Source organism: Pseudomonas protegens (genome assembly GCF_003732485.1).
In the GTDB taxonomy this organism is placed as follows: Bacteria; Pseudomonadota; Gammaproteobacteria; order Pseudomonadales; family Pseudomonadaceae; genus Aquipseudomonas; species Aquipseudomonas protegens_B.
This window is the reverse complement of sequence record NZ_MOAK01000043.1, coordinates 194,008-206,317: the sequence shown is the minus strand read 5'-3', so window position 1 is coordinate 206,317 and position 12,310 is coordinate 194,008. Positions and strand designations below refer to the sequence as shown.

Annotated in this window: 16 protein-coding genes and 1 pseudogene; 10 read left to right on the top strand and 7 right to left on the bottom strand. The window is 60.8% G+C overall.

All coding sequences use genetic code 11. The features are described 5' to 3' along the window. Positions 1-621: uracil phosphoribosyltransferase (gene upp / locus BLX41_RS10430; RefSeq protein ID WP_123724806.1), on the bottom strand; the 621-nt coding region annotated here is incomplete at its 3' end. Positions 622-785: 164 nt separating this feature from the next. On the opposite strand from upp, the gene BLX41_RS10425 reads away from it, so the two are divergent. The 4 genes from BLX41_RS10425 (at position 786) to BLX41_RS10410 (ending at position 2,756) form a co-directional block, all read left to right on the top strand. Continuing rightward, entirely contained in the window at positions 786-1,343 is a 558-nt protein-coding gene (locus BLX41_RS10425; RefSeq protein ID WP_042941423.1) for a hypoxanthine-guanine phosphoribosyltransferase, read from the top strand. Between the two features lie 3 nt (positions 1,344-1,346). Next, on the top strand, positions 1,347-1,820 hold the full coding sequence (locus tag BLX41_RS10420) for a WbuC family cupin fold metalloprotein (protein ID WP_123724805.1): 474 nt from the start codon (positions 1,347-1,349) through the stop codon (positions 1,818-1,820). A 99-nt stretch (positions 1,821-1,919) separates the two neighbouring features. Beyond that, complete coding sequence (locus BLX41_RS10415; protein WP_123724804.1) at positions 1,920-2,405, top strand: hypothetical protein; 486 nt, start codon at positions 1,920-1,922, stop codon at positions 2,403-2,405. Positions 2,406-2,468: 63 nt separating this feature from the next. Continuing rightward, complete coding sequence (locus BLX41_RS10410) at positions 2,469-2,756, top strand: PA4642 family protein (protein WP_123724803.1); 288 nt, start codon at positions 2,469-2,471, stop codon at positions 2,754-2,756. 67 nt (positions 2,757-2,823) lie between these two features. Here the strand turns inward: BLX41_RS10410 and mqo are convergent, their stop codons facing one another. Both mqo and BLX41_RS10400 read right to left on the bottom strand, forming a co-directional pair. After that, positions 2,824-4,335 (bottom strand): malate dehydrogenase (quinone), encoded by a 1,512-nt coding sequence (mqo, locus tag BLX41_RS10405; protein WP_123724802.1) that lies wholly within the window; start codon positions 4,333-4,335, stop codon positions 2,824-2,826. Positions 4,336-5,074: 739 nt separating this feature from the next. Continuing rightward, positions 5,075-5,308: a hypothetical protein gene (locus BLX41_RS10400; RefSeq protein ID WP_123724801.1), complete on the bottom strand. Its 234-nt coding sequence runs from the start codon at positions 5,306-5,308 to the stop codon at positions 5,075-5,077. 206 nt (positions 5,309-5,514) lie between these two features. Here BLX41_RS10400 and BLX41_RS10395 point away from each other — a divergent pair, with 206 nt between their 5' ends. After that, positions 5,515-6,099, top strand: a complete 585-nt coding sequence (locus tag BLX41_RS10395) for a YajG family lipoprotein (protein WP_123724800.1) — start codon at positions 5,515-5,517, stop codon at positions 6,097-6,099. Positions 6,100-6,187: 88 nt separating this feature from the next. Here BLX41_RS10395 and BLX41_RS10390 read toward each other — a convergent pair whose 3' ends face one another. Beyond that, complete coding sequence (locus BLX41_RS10390) at positions 6,188-6,394, bottom strand: hypothetical protein (protein ID WP_011063378.1); 207 nt, start codon at positions 6,392-6,394, stop codon at positions 6,188-6,190. 190 nt (positions 6,395-6,584) lie between these two features. Here BLX41_RS10390 and BLX41_RS10385 point away from each other — a divergent pair, with 190 nt between their 5' ends. Then, entirely contained in the window at positions 6,585-6,872 is a 288-nt protein-coding gene (locus BLX41_RS10385; protein ID WP_185073482.1) for a hypothetical protein, read from the top strand. A gap of 66 nt (positions 6,873-6,938) precedes the next feature. Here the strand turns inward: BLX41_RS10385 and BLX41_RS10380 are convergent, their stop codons facing one another. Next, positions 6,939-8,105: a 1-acyl-sn-glycerol-3-phosphate acyltransferase gene (locus BLX41_RS10380; RefSeq protein ID WP_123724798.1), complete on the bottom strand. Its 1,167-nt coding sequence runs from the start codon at positions 8,103-8,105 to the stop codon at positions 6,939-6,941. A 140-nt stretch (positions 8,106-8,245) separates the two neighbouring features. Between BLX41_RS10380 and BLX41_RS10375 the strand changes: the two genes are divergently transcribed. From BLX41_RS10375 to BLX41_RS10365, 3 genes are read left to right on the top strand one after another with little or no spacing between them, the layout of a single operon-like run. Further along, complete coding sequence (locus tag BLX41_RS10375; RefSeq protein WP_016967048.1) at positions 8,246-8,428, top strand: CPXCG motif-containing cysteine-rich protein; 183 nt, start codon at positions 8,246-8,248, stop codon at positions 8,426-8,428. 16 nt (positions 8,429-8,444) lie between these two features. Next, positions 8,445-8,705, top strand: a complete 261-nt coding sequence (locus BLX41_RS10370; RefSeq protein WP_123724797.1) for a putative signal transducing protein — start codon at positions 8,445-8,447, stop codon at positions 8,703-8,705. 35 nt (positions 8,706-8,740) lie between these two features. Then, on the top strand, positions 8,741-9,361 hold the full coding sequence (locus BLX41_RS10365; RefSeq protein ID WP_123724796.1) for an SOS response-associated peptidase: 621 nt from the start codon (positions 8,741-8,743) through the stop codon (positions 9,359-9,361). 86 nt (positions 9,362-9,447) lie between these two features. Here BLX41_RS10365 and BLX41_RS37270 read toward each other — a convergent pair whose 3' ends face one another. After that, entirely contained in the window at positions 9,448-10,191 is a 744-nt protein-coding gene (locus BLX41_RS37270) for a methyl-accepting chemotaxis protein (protein WP_370059449.1), read from the bottom strand. A gap of 111 nt (positions 10,192-10,302) precedes the next feature. Continuing rightward, positions 10,303-10,500, bottom strand: a pseudogene (locus BLX41_RS37265) (HAMP domain-containing protein); the annotation flags it as partial. Between the two features lie 1,363 nt (positions 10,501-11,863). Between BLX41_RS37265 and BLX41_RS35015 the strand changes: the two are divergent. Further along, on the top strand, positions 11,864-12,310 hold a 447-nt coding region (locus BLX41_RS35015; protein WP_259744658.1), incomplete at its 3' end, for a M48 family metalloprotease.

Here is a 12,310-nt window from a genome sequence, read left to right as displayed (position 1 = left end):
GGTGCCGAAGATCTTGTCACCGGCATCACCCAGGCCTGGAATGATGTAGCCATGTTCGTTGAGCTTCTGATCGATGGAAGCAGTGTAGATGGTCACGTCCGGGTGGGCCTTTTCCACGGCGGCGATGCCTTCCGGGGCGGCAACCAGAACCATGGCGCGAATGTCCCGGCAGCCGGCTTTTTTCAGCAGGTCGATGGTGGCGACCATGGAGCTGCCGGTGGCCAGCATCGGGTCGATGATCATCGCCAGGCGTTCGTCGATCTCCGGAACCAGTTTTTCCAGGTAGGTGTGGGCCTGCAGGGTTTCCTCGTTGCGGGCCACGCCCACGGCGCTGACCTTGGCGCCCGGGATCAGGCTCAGCACGCCTTCGAGCATGCCGATGCCGGCACGCAGGATCGGTACCACGGTAATCTTCTTGCCGGCGATCTTCTCGACCTGGACAGGGCCGCACCAGCCTGGAATCTCGTAGCTTTCCAGGGGCAGGTCTTTGGTGGCTTCGTACGTCAGCAGGGCACCGACTTCCTGAGCGAGCTCGCGAAAGTTCTTCGTGCTAATGTCTGCGCGGCGCATAAGGCCAAGTTTGTGTCGGATCAGCGGATGGCGGATCTCACGGATGGGCATAGGGAAAGGCTCCGGCGGCGGGCAAAAAAAACGGCCTAGATTAATCTATCCGGGGTTGTTGTCCTATAGACATAAAGTACGTTAGTCCAGAAACGCTTGATCTGACCGGGCCGGATGCGTACCTTTGCCCGCTTTTCCGAAACTGCCACCCCTTGGAGAGCGCCATGTCCGCTGATCTCGAGCATATCCGTCAAATCATGCGCGAGGCTGACTGCCTGTACACCGAAGCTGAAGTCGAGGCGGCCATCGCCCGTGTCGGTGCACAAATCACTGAAGAACTGGCTGAGCGCAATCCGGTGGTGTTCTGCGTCATGAACGGCGGCCTGATCTTCGCCGGCAAACTGCTGACCCACCTGCAGTTCCCCCTGGAAGCCTCCTACCTGCACGCCACTCGCTATCGCAACGAAACCAGCGGCGGCGAGCTGTTCTGGAAGTCCAAGCCGGAAGTCTCCTTTATTGATCGCGACGTGCTGATCATCGACGACATTCTTGATGAAGGTCACACCCTGGGCGCCATCATCGACTTCTGCAAACACGCCGGTGCCCGTGCGGTGCACACCGCGGTGCTGATCGACAAGGAACACGATCGCAAGGCCCGTCCGGACCTGAAGGCCGACTACATGGGCCTGCCATGCGTCGACCGCTACGTCTTCGGCTACGGCATGGATTACAAAGGCTACTGGCGCAACGCCGCCGGCATCTACGCCGTGAAGGGAATGTAAGACATGCCCGGGCCGAGCTTTCTTGATCAAGCGTTGTTCAGCGACCTGGCTGAGAAAGCCTCGGCCAATCCCCGTGGTCGCCAGCATCACAACTTCCATGCCATGGAAGAGCCCTGCCATCGCATGGCGGTGGGGCTGCAACCCTCTACTTATGTTCCACCGCATCGCCATCTGAGCGCCGACAAGGCCGAGACCCTGCTGGTGCTCAAGGGGCGGTTGGGCGTGCTGATTTTCGATGAAGCGGGCCAGGTCCAGGGCAAGCGGGTGTTGCAGGCCGGCGGCGACTGCGTCGGTGTTGATCTGCCGGCTGGGGTCTTCCATGGTCTGGTGGTGCTGGAGCCCGACAGCCTGATGTTCGAATGCAAGGCCGGCCCTTATCGCCCGGTGGGCGAGGGCGAGCTGGCCAGTTGGGCGCCCCGTGAAGGCGAGCCCGGCGTGGCCGAATACCAGGCCTGGATGCGCGCTCACTTCGACTGAGCAGGCCGGCGCTGGTGACGGCTGCCTACCGCCGGTAACGGTGGAAGATTTGCAGCAAAAACCCGTGCTAGAGTGCTCAGCCCTTGATTGGAGCCTGTCATGAGCCTGTTGATTCGCAGTAGCGCGGCCCTTCTTCTGAGCTTGAGCCTGCCCCTGGCAGCCGCCCCGGCACCCCTGCACGGGCAGTTCCTGCCGCCTGACGACCTGACCCTGCGCGATACCGTCCCGGAACAGCAGCAACTGCTGCAGGTCACCGAGTATTCCGTGGTGATCGGCAGTCAGCGCCAATCCAATCAGCAGCCGATTCCGGTGACATCGCCGGTGTGGGTGCGACTCAAGGGCAAGCCGCTGAACAAGGGCGCCACCATCAGCCAGGTGCTGGTGAGTTTCGACGGTGAAAGCAAAAGCCTGAAAAAGCCCCAATACGACGCCAAGTCCAGGACCCTGACCCTGTATTACCCCCTGGCCCAGTATCGTGCGGTGATGGACCTGCTGCGTAACGACACTGTGTATTGCCAGTTCCTCAGTTATGCCAACGGTCATATCTGGGCCGACCTGCACACCGGCAGCGTGCGTCCGCGTTGAGGCCTGGGGCGGGCTGAGGGTAAACTGCCCGCCCCGTGAAATGTCTGCGAGCTGGAGTCGGCGATGCGTAAAGATAAGAAACAAGTGATTGGTGACGAGATCGGCGATGAGCAGATCAAGTTGTTCCTCGATTTCGAGCCGGTCGACGCCACTTCGCCGTCCCTGCACAAACTGATCAAGGCCTATCGTGGCCTGCGGATCGACGACTTCGAGCGCTTCCTGACCTTCTTCGTCGAAGCCGGCCTGGATCTGGACGGCAAGGATGAGCACGGCCAGACCTTCGTTGATCTGATCAAGGATCAGCGCAACGCCGCAGACTACATCGAACTGATGGACAACGCCCGCGGCTGACCTGCTCAAAAGGCATAAAAAAACGCCCCGTCCTTTACAGGCCGGGGCGTTTTTTATGGGCGTCAGATCAGGCGCAGCTTTCGGTTTCCTTGCTTGGCTCGACCAGTTCCAGGCTCAGGTTATTTTCGCTGTTGATCTTGTGGTAGAGCGCCGCGTCGGTTTCCAGGACCTTTTCCCGCGCCGGGAAGATTTCCTTGAGCTTGGCAGCCCATTCGCCATTGGCCTTGGCCGGGAAGCAGCGCTCGATCAGTTCCAGCATGATCGAAACGGTCACCGAAGCACCCGGCGAAGCGCCGAGCAGGGCGGCCAGAGAGCCGTCCTTGGCCGCCACCAGCTCGGTACCGAACTGCAGGATGCCGCCTTTCTTCGGGTCCTTCTTGATGATCTGCACCCGTTGGCCGGCCACTTCCAGGCGCCAGTCTTCGGCCTTGGCCTCCGGGTAGAAGCGGCGCAGGGATTCCAGGCGCTGCTCCATGGACTGCATGACTTCGCTGACCAGATACTTGGTCAGGTCCATGTTGTCCCGGGCCACGGCCAGCATCGGGCCGATGTTGCCGGCGCGTACCGACATCGGCAGGTCAAGGAACGAGCCATGCTTGAGGAACTTGGTGGTGAAGCCGGCATAAGGTCCGAACAGCAGGGACTTCTTGCCATCGACCACGCGGGTGTCCAGGTGCGGTACGGACATCGGTGGCGAACCCACGGCGGCCTGGCTGTAGACCTTGGCCTGATGCTGCTTGACCACTTCCGGGTTGTCGCAACGCAGCCACTGGCCGCTCACCGGGAAGCCGCCGAAGCCTTTGCTTTCTTCAATGCCGGAAGCCTGCAGCAGCGGCAGCGCCGCGCCACCGGCACCGAGGAACACGAACTTGGCGTCGACTTCACGGCTGTTGCCGCTGTTGACGTCCTTGATGCTCACGGTCCAGCCATTGTCCTTGTTGCGCTTGAGGCCGGTCACGCGCTTGCAGTACTTGACCTGGGCATCGGGGGCGCTGGTCAGGTGCTTGAGCAACTGGTTGGTCAGGGCGCCGAAGTTGACGTCGGTGCCGTTGATCACTCGGGTCGCGGCGATGGTTTCGTCCGCTGGGCGGCCCGGCATCATCAGCGGCATCCACTCGGCCATCTTGGCCTTGTCTTCGGTGTATTCCATGTCCGCGAAGGCATGGTGCTGGCTCAGCACTTCAAAACGCTTCTTGAGGAAGGACACACCCTTGTCGCCCTGCACAAAGCTCAGGTGCGGCACCGGGCTGATGAAGGACTTGGACGAGCCGAAGGTGCCTTGCTTGGTCAGGTAGGACCAGAACTGCTTCGACACCTCGAACTGGGTGTTGATGTGCACGGCTTTCTTGATATCAACGCTGCCATCGGCGGCCTGTGGCGTGTAGTTCAGCTCACAGAGACCTGCGTGGCCGGTGCCGGCGTTGTTCCATGGGTTGGAACTCTCCGCGGCCCCCGAATCCATCAGCTCGACGACTTCCAGCTTGATTGCGGGGTCGAGCTCTTTGAGCAGTACAGCGAGGGTGGCACTCATGATGCCGGCCCCAACCAATACGACGTCTACTGCTTCGTTATGCGCCATTAACGCGTCTCCAAAATCTGCAGCACCAAATTGACGGCATGGCTGCCAGGAGTGACGGGGCGGTTCACGTGGTGCCCCAGGTTACCCATGGCCAGGATTGCCATGTCCGAATCTTCGCAATTCTTTGCAACTACTGCGGACGCTGCCAATCGGGCCTCAAGGTGCATATGAACGCATCTCGGGGAGCCTCGGGCAATTCGACTTATGGTCGATACATCCGTTCGTGCAACCAAATCCGTCAGCGGACAGGCATCAAGCGCAAGTGTCTGAGGAGGGCTCGGTCCTGTGTAATTGGGCTGTTGTAGAGGCTAATGGTGCCAGTTCAGACGCAAAACTATTCATTTGCTCGCCACACTCTTGTGAAGTTGTGAAAACCCGTTTTTTCACGCTCTTTTGAAGACGTGAACCTCAAAAAAGGGCTGCCTCGGCCTGGCACCTGGCCCGAGCGGTGTTGCCGGCATGCAAGGCATGCGGGCACAACGGGCAAACAGCTTCAGTGGCCGAGCAATGGCAGCTCTGCAGATTCGCGAAAAGTGGAGGTTTGCAAGGTGGTACAGCAAGCACGCCAGCTTCACTCGATCTGTGTGGGCGGCTCTCTGTGGGCGGTGCGGGGTGCCAATGCAGTGGCGTTGGCGGTACTGCGAGGCCCGATCAGGAGACGTCCTTATAATCGGGGGGAGATTGTAACGAAGAAATGCGCAGAAATGATCCTGTTTCGTGACTTTTATTAGGCTGTTGGTCAGGTGGCCAGTATCGGTTGCACCACGGAGCGGGCACAGCGTGGGCTGATCCGGGCGCTGGCGGGCAATGCCTGGTGCAACCAGTTCAGGCGAATCTCTTCGATTTCAACCCAACCGTCACCCACGGGGGGAGCGGAACAGTGCTTGAAGGCGCGGCAACGGCCTTGGCCATCGAGCAGGGCAAAACTGCGAAACTGCTGACGCGGGGCGAACAGGGAGCGAAGGAAGTTCATAACCGAACACCTGAGTGTGTCATTGACGATAAGAGTGCCCTTGAGCCGTTACATCATGATGTATTGCCAGTGAACGGCAGGTTACAGGAACCTGGTTGTACGGCACCTGTCTGAGACTTGACTAACTCTTGCCTGACGCTGGTTCGTCGCGGTTATGCACCGCTATACTGCGGCCCTGTTTGTGCCTGATTCCTGGAGAGATGAGCATGTTGCAACGCCTGTTGTTCGGTTTGATCACTGTGACCAGCCTGTCGCTGGTGGGTTGCGCCCACAGCCCGCAACAACTGAGCCCGGAGCCGAAGCTCACGACCCAGTTGGCCCCCGTCGGCCATGGCCAGCCGGTGGTGGTGAAGGTGGTTGATGGACGTCCATCGCCAACCCTGGGTACCCGTGGCGGTCTGTACCCGGAAACCAGCGCCATTACCGTGCAGAGCGCGCAGATCCTGCCGAAGCTGCAGGCTCAGGCCGAAGCCGCGGTACGTCTGTTGGGCTTCACTCCCACTGCCGGTGGTAGCAATGCTCCGCAGTTGACCGTGACCCTGGCCGAGCTCAAGTACCAGTCGCCAAAAGAAGGCATGTACGTGACCGAGGCCACCATTGGCGCCACTTTCCGTTCCGATGTGCAGAACGCCAACCGTCGCTACAGCGGTCGTTATGGCGCGTCCCTTGACCAGCGTTTCGGCATGGCGCCGAACCAGGACACCAACACCAAGCTGGTGGGCGACGTACTAAGTGATGCGCTGACCCGTCTGTTCAAGGATCCGACCGTCGGCCAGATCCTCGGTGAGTAATCCGTGCCTGGCCGGGGCCTGAGCCCTGGCCAAGTAATGCCTAAGCCCGGTTATCTGATGGCGAGCCGGGCTTTTTTATGGGCGCAGATCAGGCCGCCTCGACGTAGAAGTCCAGCATGCTGACGCCAGTCAGCAGATCGGTTTCCGGCAGGTCCGCATGCTGATGTCCTCCCAGGGCGCAATACACCAGCCAGTGCCGGTCCTGAACGTTGAAGGCCAGGGCGCCCACCAGCGCCTGCTGTTCTTCACTAGGGGCGATCAGATAAAGGCGATCCTGGTTTTCTGCGTGCAGCATGACAAGCTCCGTGGGGTATCGAGGGGCAACAGACTGGCTTGTTTGGATGACGAAAAGATGACGTTTTAAATTAATTGATCGACGCCTCGTTATTGGTCGGAAAGCCCCCCGCGTTTATCCGGGGATTGAGTAGAATCCGCGCCGCGGGTGCACTCGACGGCCCGTATACGGCTTTCCTTCGAGGTTCATGATGTCGCTGCAACTGATCTGGTCGATGTTCAATGCCCATCCCGCCAAACTGATCAACCTTCTTGCCCTGCTGTTCGCCTGCCCTGGTAGCTGGCTGTTGCATGCCACTCGCCGCCGTGAGCTGCGAGCCCTGGCCCATCTGGCCGTGCAGAGTGAAGGTCGGGCGGTAGACCAGCCGCTACTGATGCTGGATCCAGCGACCTTGCGCATCAATCGGTTTTTCTACCGCTTCGGCTTTGCCTGCCTTGGCCTGGCGTTGCTGGTGTCCTGGATCAGCACACGGTTCTGATCAGTCTTCAGGCTGCAGGTACGACAACGGCGCCCGCAGGCGCCGTTGTGCTTTCCAGTCTCGCAATTACAGCGCCAGGCCGGCCTTGACCCGATACTGGTTGCGCACCGGGTTGGCGTATTGCAGTACCAGGTACGGCCGGTGTTCCGGCGGGCAGGCATCCAGCCGGCGCAGCCATTCCTGTTCGGCCTTGGCCAATTCCTGGGCCGGGAATACCTCGGCCGCCGTTGGGACCTGCAGCTGCGGGTCGGCATCGGTCCACTGGGCATAGGCCAGGTAATGCACCGGGAACAGGCGGTAGCCGCCGAGGATCTGCCGGTCCATTTCCATGGCCAGTTGCTTGGTGTCCTCGAAGGATTCGCTAATGGGCGCGGCGAAGTTCACGTGGACCCGGCCTTTATAGCCAGTGATGCCTTTGGCGATGCTGACGTCATCCTCTCCGGGGGCCTTGGTGTAGCTGCCGGTGGTGGCGCGGATATACAGCTCGCGGGCCTTGGCCTGGTCGCACGGGTCGTATTCGTAGCTGATGGACACCGGGGTCAGGTTCAGCGATTGGATGACTTCGCCGAACGGTTCATCCTTGCGGCTCATGTGGAACATCTTGAGGATCGCCGACTCGGTGCGGTCGTCGCCATCCTTGGCCCGGCCTTCGGCCTGGGCAATCCAGATCGACTGGCCGTCGTTGCGGATCGAATGGTTGATGTAGGCCGAGAGCAGTTGATAGGCCGCGAGTTTTTCCCGGCGCCCGCTGATGGAACGGTGGACGATGAAACTCTTGTTCAGGCGCATCAGGTCACTGACGAACGGCTTCTGCAGCAGGTTGTCGCCAATGGCGATGCGCGGAGTCGGCAGGCCGGCGTGATACACCGCGTAGTTGACGAAGGCCGGGTCCATGACGATGTCGCGATGGTTGGCCAGAAACACATAGGCGGTGCCGGACTTGAACTGCTCGACGCCGGTATAGGTCACGCCGTCGGTGGCACGTTCAATGGTGTGGTCGACGTAGAACTCGACCTTGTCCTGCAGGGTCGCCACCGACGTGACCCCGGCGAATTCGCGGCGCAGGCGGTGGGCGATCAGGGGTTTGAGCAGCCAGCCGAAAGTATGGGCAAAACGCGGGAAGCGAAAGTGGGTGAGGATATCTAGAAACGCCTTGTCGCTGAGCAGCCGGGCCAGCACCGCTGGTACTTCGCTGTCGTGGTAAGGTCGGATGGCATCGAATTCGCCCATCATGCTCTCTTGTTAGAAACGGCTAGGGTAAGAAAAGGTTTGGATCAAAAAAAAGCCGGGCATGGTCTGAAAGTTCAGCTCAAACAAAAAAAGCCCTGCAAATAGACCGGCGATTATACGCATAAGTCACTCTGGAGACGGCGATGCTGGAAACCGACCATTATCAATGCCCCTACTGTGGCGAACAGGCGGAAGCTGTACTGGACCTGTCCGCTGGCGACCAGACCTATATCGAAGACTGTCCGGTGTGCTGCCGACCCATTGTCTTCACGCTACAAACCGATGGTCGGGAATGGATGCTCGACGTCCACAGTGAAAATGACTGAGTGGGGAGTGGTCCTTATGCAGCGCATCTACGAGCCGGAAAATCTGATGGAAGGCGAGTTGCTCCAGTGCATGCTGGCGAGCGAGGGCATCGAGGCGCACCTGCAAGGGCGCGACCTGCTGGGTGGGGCGGGGGAGTTGCCGCTGTTCGGGCTGCTGGGGCTGACGGTAGAGAACGATCAGGCGCAGCAGGCGCGGGAGCTGATCGCTGCGTACAATGCGGCCCTGCCGTTGCCCTTTGAAGAACCGGATAGTTTTGCCGGGGTGCTGGTCTGTTAGGCTGAGCGCCGATTTGCCGAGAGTTGTATTGCCCCATGTGTGGACGTTATGCCCTGTTTCGCTGGAACCCTGCATTTGCCGCCTTGCCGGGATTTCCCGAGGATCAGCGCGCGCAGTGGAATATATCGCCCAATGATTCGGTGCTGATCCAGCGGGCCGAAAACGGCCAGCGCACTCTGGCCCGGGCGCGCTGGGGGCTGACCCCGCCCTGGCTGACGGACCTTTCGCGTACTCCGGCTCATGCCCGGGCGGAAACCCTGGCGGAGCAGCCGATGTTTCGTCAGGCATTCCGTGAGCGTCGCTGTCTGTTGCCGGCCAATGGTTTCTACGAATGGCGCGGTGGAAGTCGCAAGCGCCCCTATTGGCTGACGCCGGGTGAGGGGTCGTCGATCTTCTTTGCTGCGATCTGGGAGGCCTATCCGGTACAGGAACAGGTCTGGCTGAGCACTGCCGTGGTGACTCAGGCCGCTTCCAATCTGCGTCGACCGTTGATCCTGGATGCCGCCGCCCAGGAAGTCTGGCTCGATCCCGAGACACCGCTGCATGCTTTGCAAGCCTTGCTTGCCCGCCCGCCCGCCGCCTTGCGCGAGAGGGTCTTGGCCAATCTGGTCAACGACCCCAAGCTCAACGGCCCCGAGTGCCTGACCCCCGCGTAGGAGCGGGCTTGCCCGCGAAAAGGTCCCCAGGCTTTCTCTCGAACCAAGGTCGCTTTCGCCGGCAAGCCGGCTCCTACAGCCGGTGATTACACCTTGAACTGGTTGATCAGGCGCCGTTGCTGTTCGGCGAGCTTGGTCAACCCGGCGCTGGCGGCGCTGGACTCATCGGCACCGCCGGCTACCTCGTTGGCCACCTGGCCGATGTTGATCACGTTGCGGTTGATATCCTCGGCCACCGCGCTCTGCTCCTCGGCGGCGCTGGCGATCTGGGTGTTCATGTCGTTGATCACCGACACCGCCTGGGTGATGGTTTCCAGGGCTTGGGCGGCCTTGGCTGCATGCTCCACGCTCTGGTCGGTCTTGTGCTGGCTGTCCTCCATGACCCGCACCACTTCCCGGGTGCCCTGCTGCAGTTGCTGGATCATCGATTGGATTTCTTCCGTGGCCTGCTGGGTTTTCTGCGCCAGGTTGCGCACTTCGTCGGCGACCACGGCAAAGCCGCGGCCCTGTTCGCCGGCACGGGCGGCTTCGATCGCCGCGTTGAGGGCCAGCAGGTTGGTCTGCTCGGCGATCCCGCGTATGGCGATGAGGATGGCGTTGATGTTCTCGCTGTCCTTGGCGAGGGTCTGTACCACGCCGACCGCGCGGCCGATTTCCTCGGCCAGGGCGCCAATCGCGCTGGACGTGTCGCGGACGATCTGCATGCCCTGGCTGGCGGCCTGATCGGCATGACTGGCCGCTTGCGCGGCCTGGGTCGCATTGCGTGCCACGTCCTGGGCGGTGGCGGTCATTTCATGCACCGCGGTGGCCACCTGATCGATTTCCACCATCTGTTTATGCACGCCCTGGTTGGTGCGAATGGCGATATCGGCGGTGTGTTCCGAGGAGTCGCTGACGCTCTGCACCGAGGTCACCACCTGGCTGATCATTGCCTGCAGCTTGGCCAGGAAGGTGTTGAAGCCTTTGGCGATGGAGCCCAGCTCGTCGGCTCGGTCGCTGGTCAGGCGTCGGGTCAGATCACCTTCGCCCTGGGCGATATCATCGAGCATGGCCACCATCTGCCGCAGTGGACGTGCGATGCCATGCCCCACCAACCAGATCACCAGCAAGCCGAGGCCGGCAATCACCAGGCCGACCATGGCCATGCCGAAGGTGTCGGCCTTGCGCTGTTCGGCCAGGTCGCCTTGCAGTTTGTTCAGGTCGGCCATCACCGCCCCCAGGGGCAGTTGCAGCATCAGCGTCCAGTTGGCATCGGTCTGGCCGATACCGAACGGTAGGTACAGGGCAATCTGGCCGTTGGCCTGGTCGACGTTGTAGGTCACTTCGCCGCGCTTGAGGTTGGACAGCCTGGCCACGGTGTCTTGGCGCAGCACATCGCTGACTTTCTCGCCGAACTTGCTCGAATCCTTGGTGTAGGCCACCAGACGGCCGTTGCCGCCGATCAGGGCCATTTCCCCAGCACCGCTGTAGAGCTTCTGATTGGCAGCGACCAGCATGTCCTGGATGAAGTTCACCGACAGGTCGGCGCCGACGATGCCCTGGAATTTGCCGTTGAGCAGGATGGGCTGAACAAAGGAGGCGAGCATCACCACCTTGTCGCCGACCTTGTACGGGGCGGGGTCGATGACACAGGACTTGAGGCTGTCCTGGGAGCATAGGTAGTACTCGCTGGTGCGCACTCCAGTGGAAAGCAGGGTCCGGTCGTTGACGTCGGCCAGCTTGTCCAGACCCAGGCTGCCGTCTTCGTTGCGGAACCACCAGGGCAGGAAGCGTCCGTTGGCGGTGTCGATGCCCACCAACGAGGAGCCGATGTAGGCCGCGTCGTTGTGGTCGATGGCCCCAGGCTCCCAGCCGATGTAGGCGCCGAGGATCTTCGGGTTCTGGACGACGTTTTCCTTGATCAGGGCGATCAGCTGTTCACGGTTCAGGCTGAGTCCGGCATGAGCCTGGGAATCCTGGGTGCCCATCAGGGCATTGACCCGAACCAGGCCGCCGGCAATCAGCAGTGGCGCTTCCAGTTCCCGCTGGATCTGGCTGACCTGAGTCTGCGCCAGGCCGCTCAGGCGCTGTTCGATGACTTGCTCGAATTGGGCCTGGGTCCGTTCTTGCACCATTTGCTGGGTCCTGGCACCGGAGAACAGGGCGTACAGCACCAGGGCTGCAACCACGCTGAGGACAATGGCGCCGGCCAGGGCGGCGACGGAAAACTGGATCGACTTGAACTTCATAGAGGCTCCGGGCGCAGGAATTTAGGTCTGCCGTGCTGTATCGGCCGCAGCCTCACCGGTCATTAGCCTTGAGAGGCGAAATGCCTGTTTCAGATGGGTAAAGGTCGTGATTGGTGGGGGCGTGTTGCAGGCGGTTGGAGGCCTTGGGCGGTATATGAAGTTTTTTTGTCAGGGTTTGGATGTATCTGAATTGCGACTGAATGCGTGTTTTGCATCTGGCGCGGACACGGTTCCGCCCTTAGGATACGCGCCATGTTTTCAGGGAGGTTTCATGATGAAGAAGTCGTTACTCGTATGTGCAATGAGCGCTGCTGTTCTGCTGACCGGCTGTGAAACGGTCAACACCACCAGCGGTGGCGTGGTGGGTGTGGATCGCAAGCAATCCATGTTCAGCATGGTGTCCAGTGCCGAGGTCAATCAATCCTATGCCCAGTCCTACCAGCAGACCCTGGGGGAGGCCAGCAGCCAGGGCGTGCTGGACAAGACCAGTGCCAACGCCAAGCGCCTGCAGGTCATTGCGAATCGTCTGATTGCTCAGGCCCCGACTTTCCGTCCCGATTGCGCGCAGTGGAAGTGGGAAGTCAACCTGATCAAGAGCGACGAACTCAACGCCAACTGCGGTCCTGGCGGCAAGATCATTTTCTACTCCGGCCTGATCGAAAAACTGAAGCTGACCGACGATGAAATTGCTGCGGTAATGGGCCACGAGATTGCCCACGCC

What these genes read in the sequence shown, in the direction of transcription:
- BLX41_RS10425 (WP_042941423.1), top strand. Translation starts at nt 786, where the DNA reads ATGTCCGCTGATCTCGAGCATATCCGTCAAATCATGCGCGAGGCTGAC.
- BLX41_RS10420 (WP_123724805.1), top strand. Translation starts at nt 1,347, where the DNA reads ATGCCCGGGCCGAGCTTTCTTGATCAAGCGTTGTTCAGCGACCTGGCT.
- BLX41_RS10415 (WP_123724804.1), top strand. Translation starts at nt 1,920, where the DNA reads ATGAGCCTGTTGATTCGCAGTAGCGCGGCCCTTCTTCTGAGCTTGAGC.
- BLX41_RS10410 (WP_123724803.1), top strand. Translation starts at nt 2,469, where the DNA reads ATGCGTAAAGATAAGAAACAAGTGATTGGTGACGAGATCGGCGATGAG.
- mqo (WP_123724802.1), bottom strand. Translation starts at nt 4,335, where the DNA reads ATGGCGCATAACGAAGCAGTAGACGTCGTATTGGTTGGGGCCGGCATC.
- BLX41_RS10400 (WP_123724801.1), bottom strand. Translation starts at nt 5,308, where the DNA reads ATGAACTTCCTTCGCTCCCTGTTCGCCCCGCGTCAGCAGTTTCGCAGT.
- BLX41_RS10395 (WP_123724800.1), top strand. Translation starts at nt 5,515, where the DNA reads ATGTTGCAACGCCTGTTGTTCGGTTTGATCACTGTGACCAGCCTGTCG.
- BLX41_RS10390 (WP_011063378.1), bottom strand. Translation starts at nt 6,394, where the DNA reads ATGCTGCACGCAGAAAACCAGGATCGCCTTTATCTGATCGCCCCTAGT.
- BLX41_RS10385 (WP_185073482.1), top strand. Translation starts at nt 6,585, where the DNA reads ATGTCGCTGCAACTGATCTGGTCGATGTTCAATGCCCATCCCGCCAAA.
- BLX41_RS10380 (WP_123724798.1), bottom strand. Translation starts at nt 8,105, where the DNA reads ATGATGGGCGAATTCGATGCCATCCGACCTTACCACGACAGCGAAGTA.
- BLX41_RS10375 (WP_016967048.1), top strand. Translation starts at nt 8,246, where the DNA reads ATGCTGGAAACCGACCATTATCAATGCCCCTACTGTGGCGAACAGGCG.
- BLX41_RS10370 (WP_123724797.1), top strand. Translation starts at nt 8,445, where the DNA reads ATGCAGCGCATCTACGAGCCGGAAAATCTGATGGAAGGCGAGTTGCTC.
- BLX41_RS10365 (WP_123724796.1), top strand. Translation starts at nt 8,741, where the DNA reads ATGTGTGGACGTTATGCCCTGTTTCGCTGGAACCCTGCATTTGCCGCC.
- BLX41_RS37270 (WP_370059449.1), bottom strand. Translation starts at nt 10,191, where the DNA reads ATGGTGGAAATCGATCAGGTGGCCACCGCGGTGCATGAAATGACCGCC.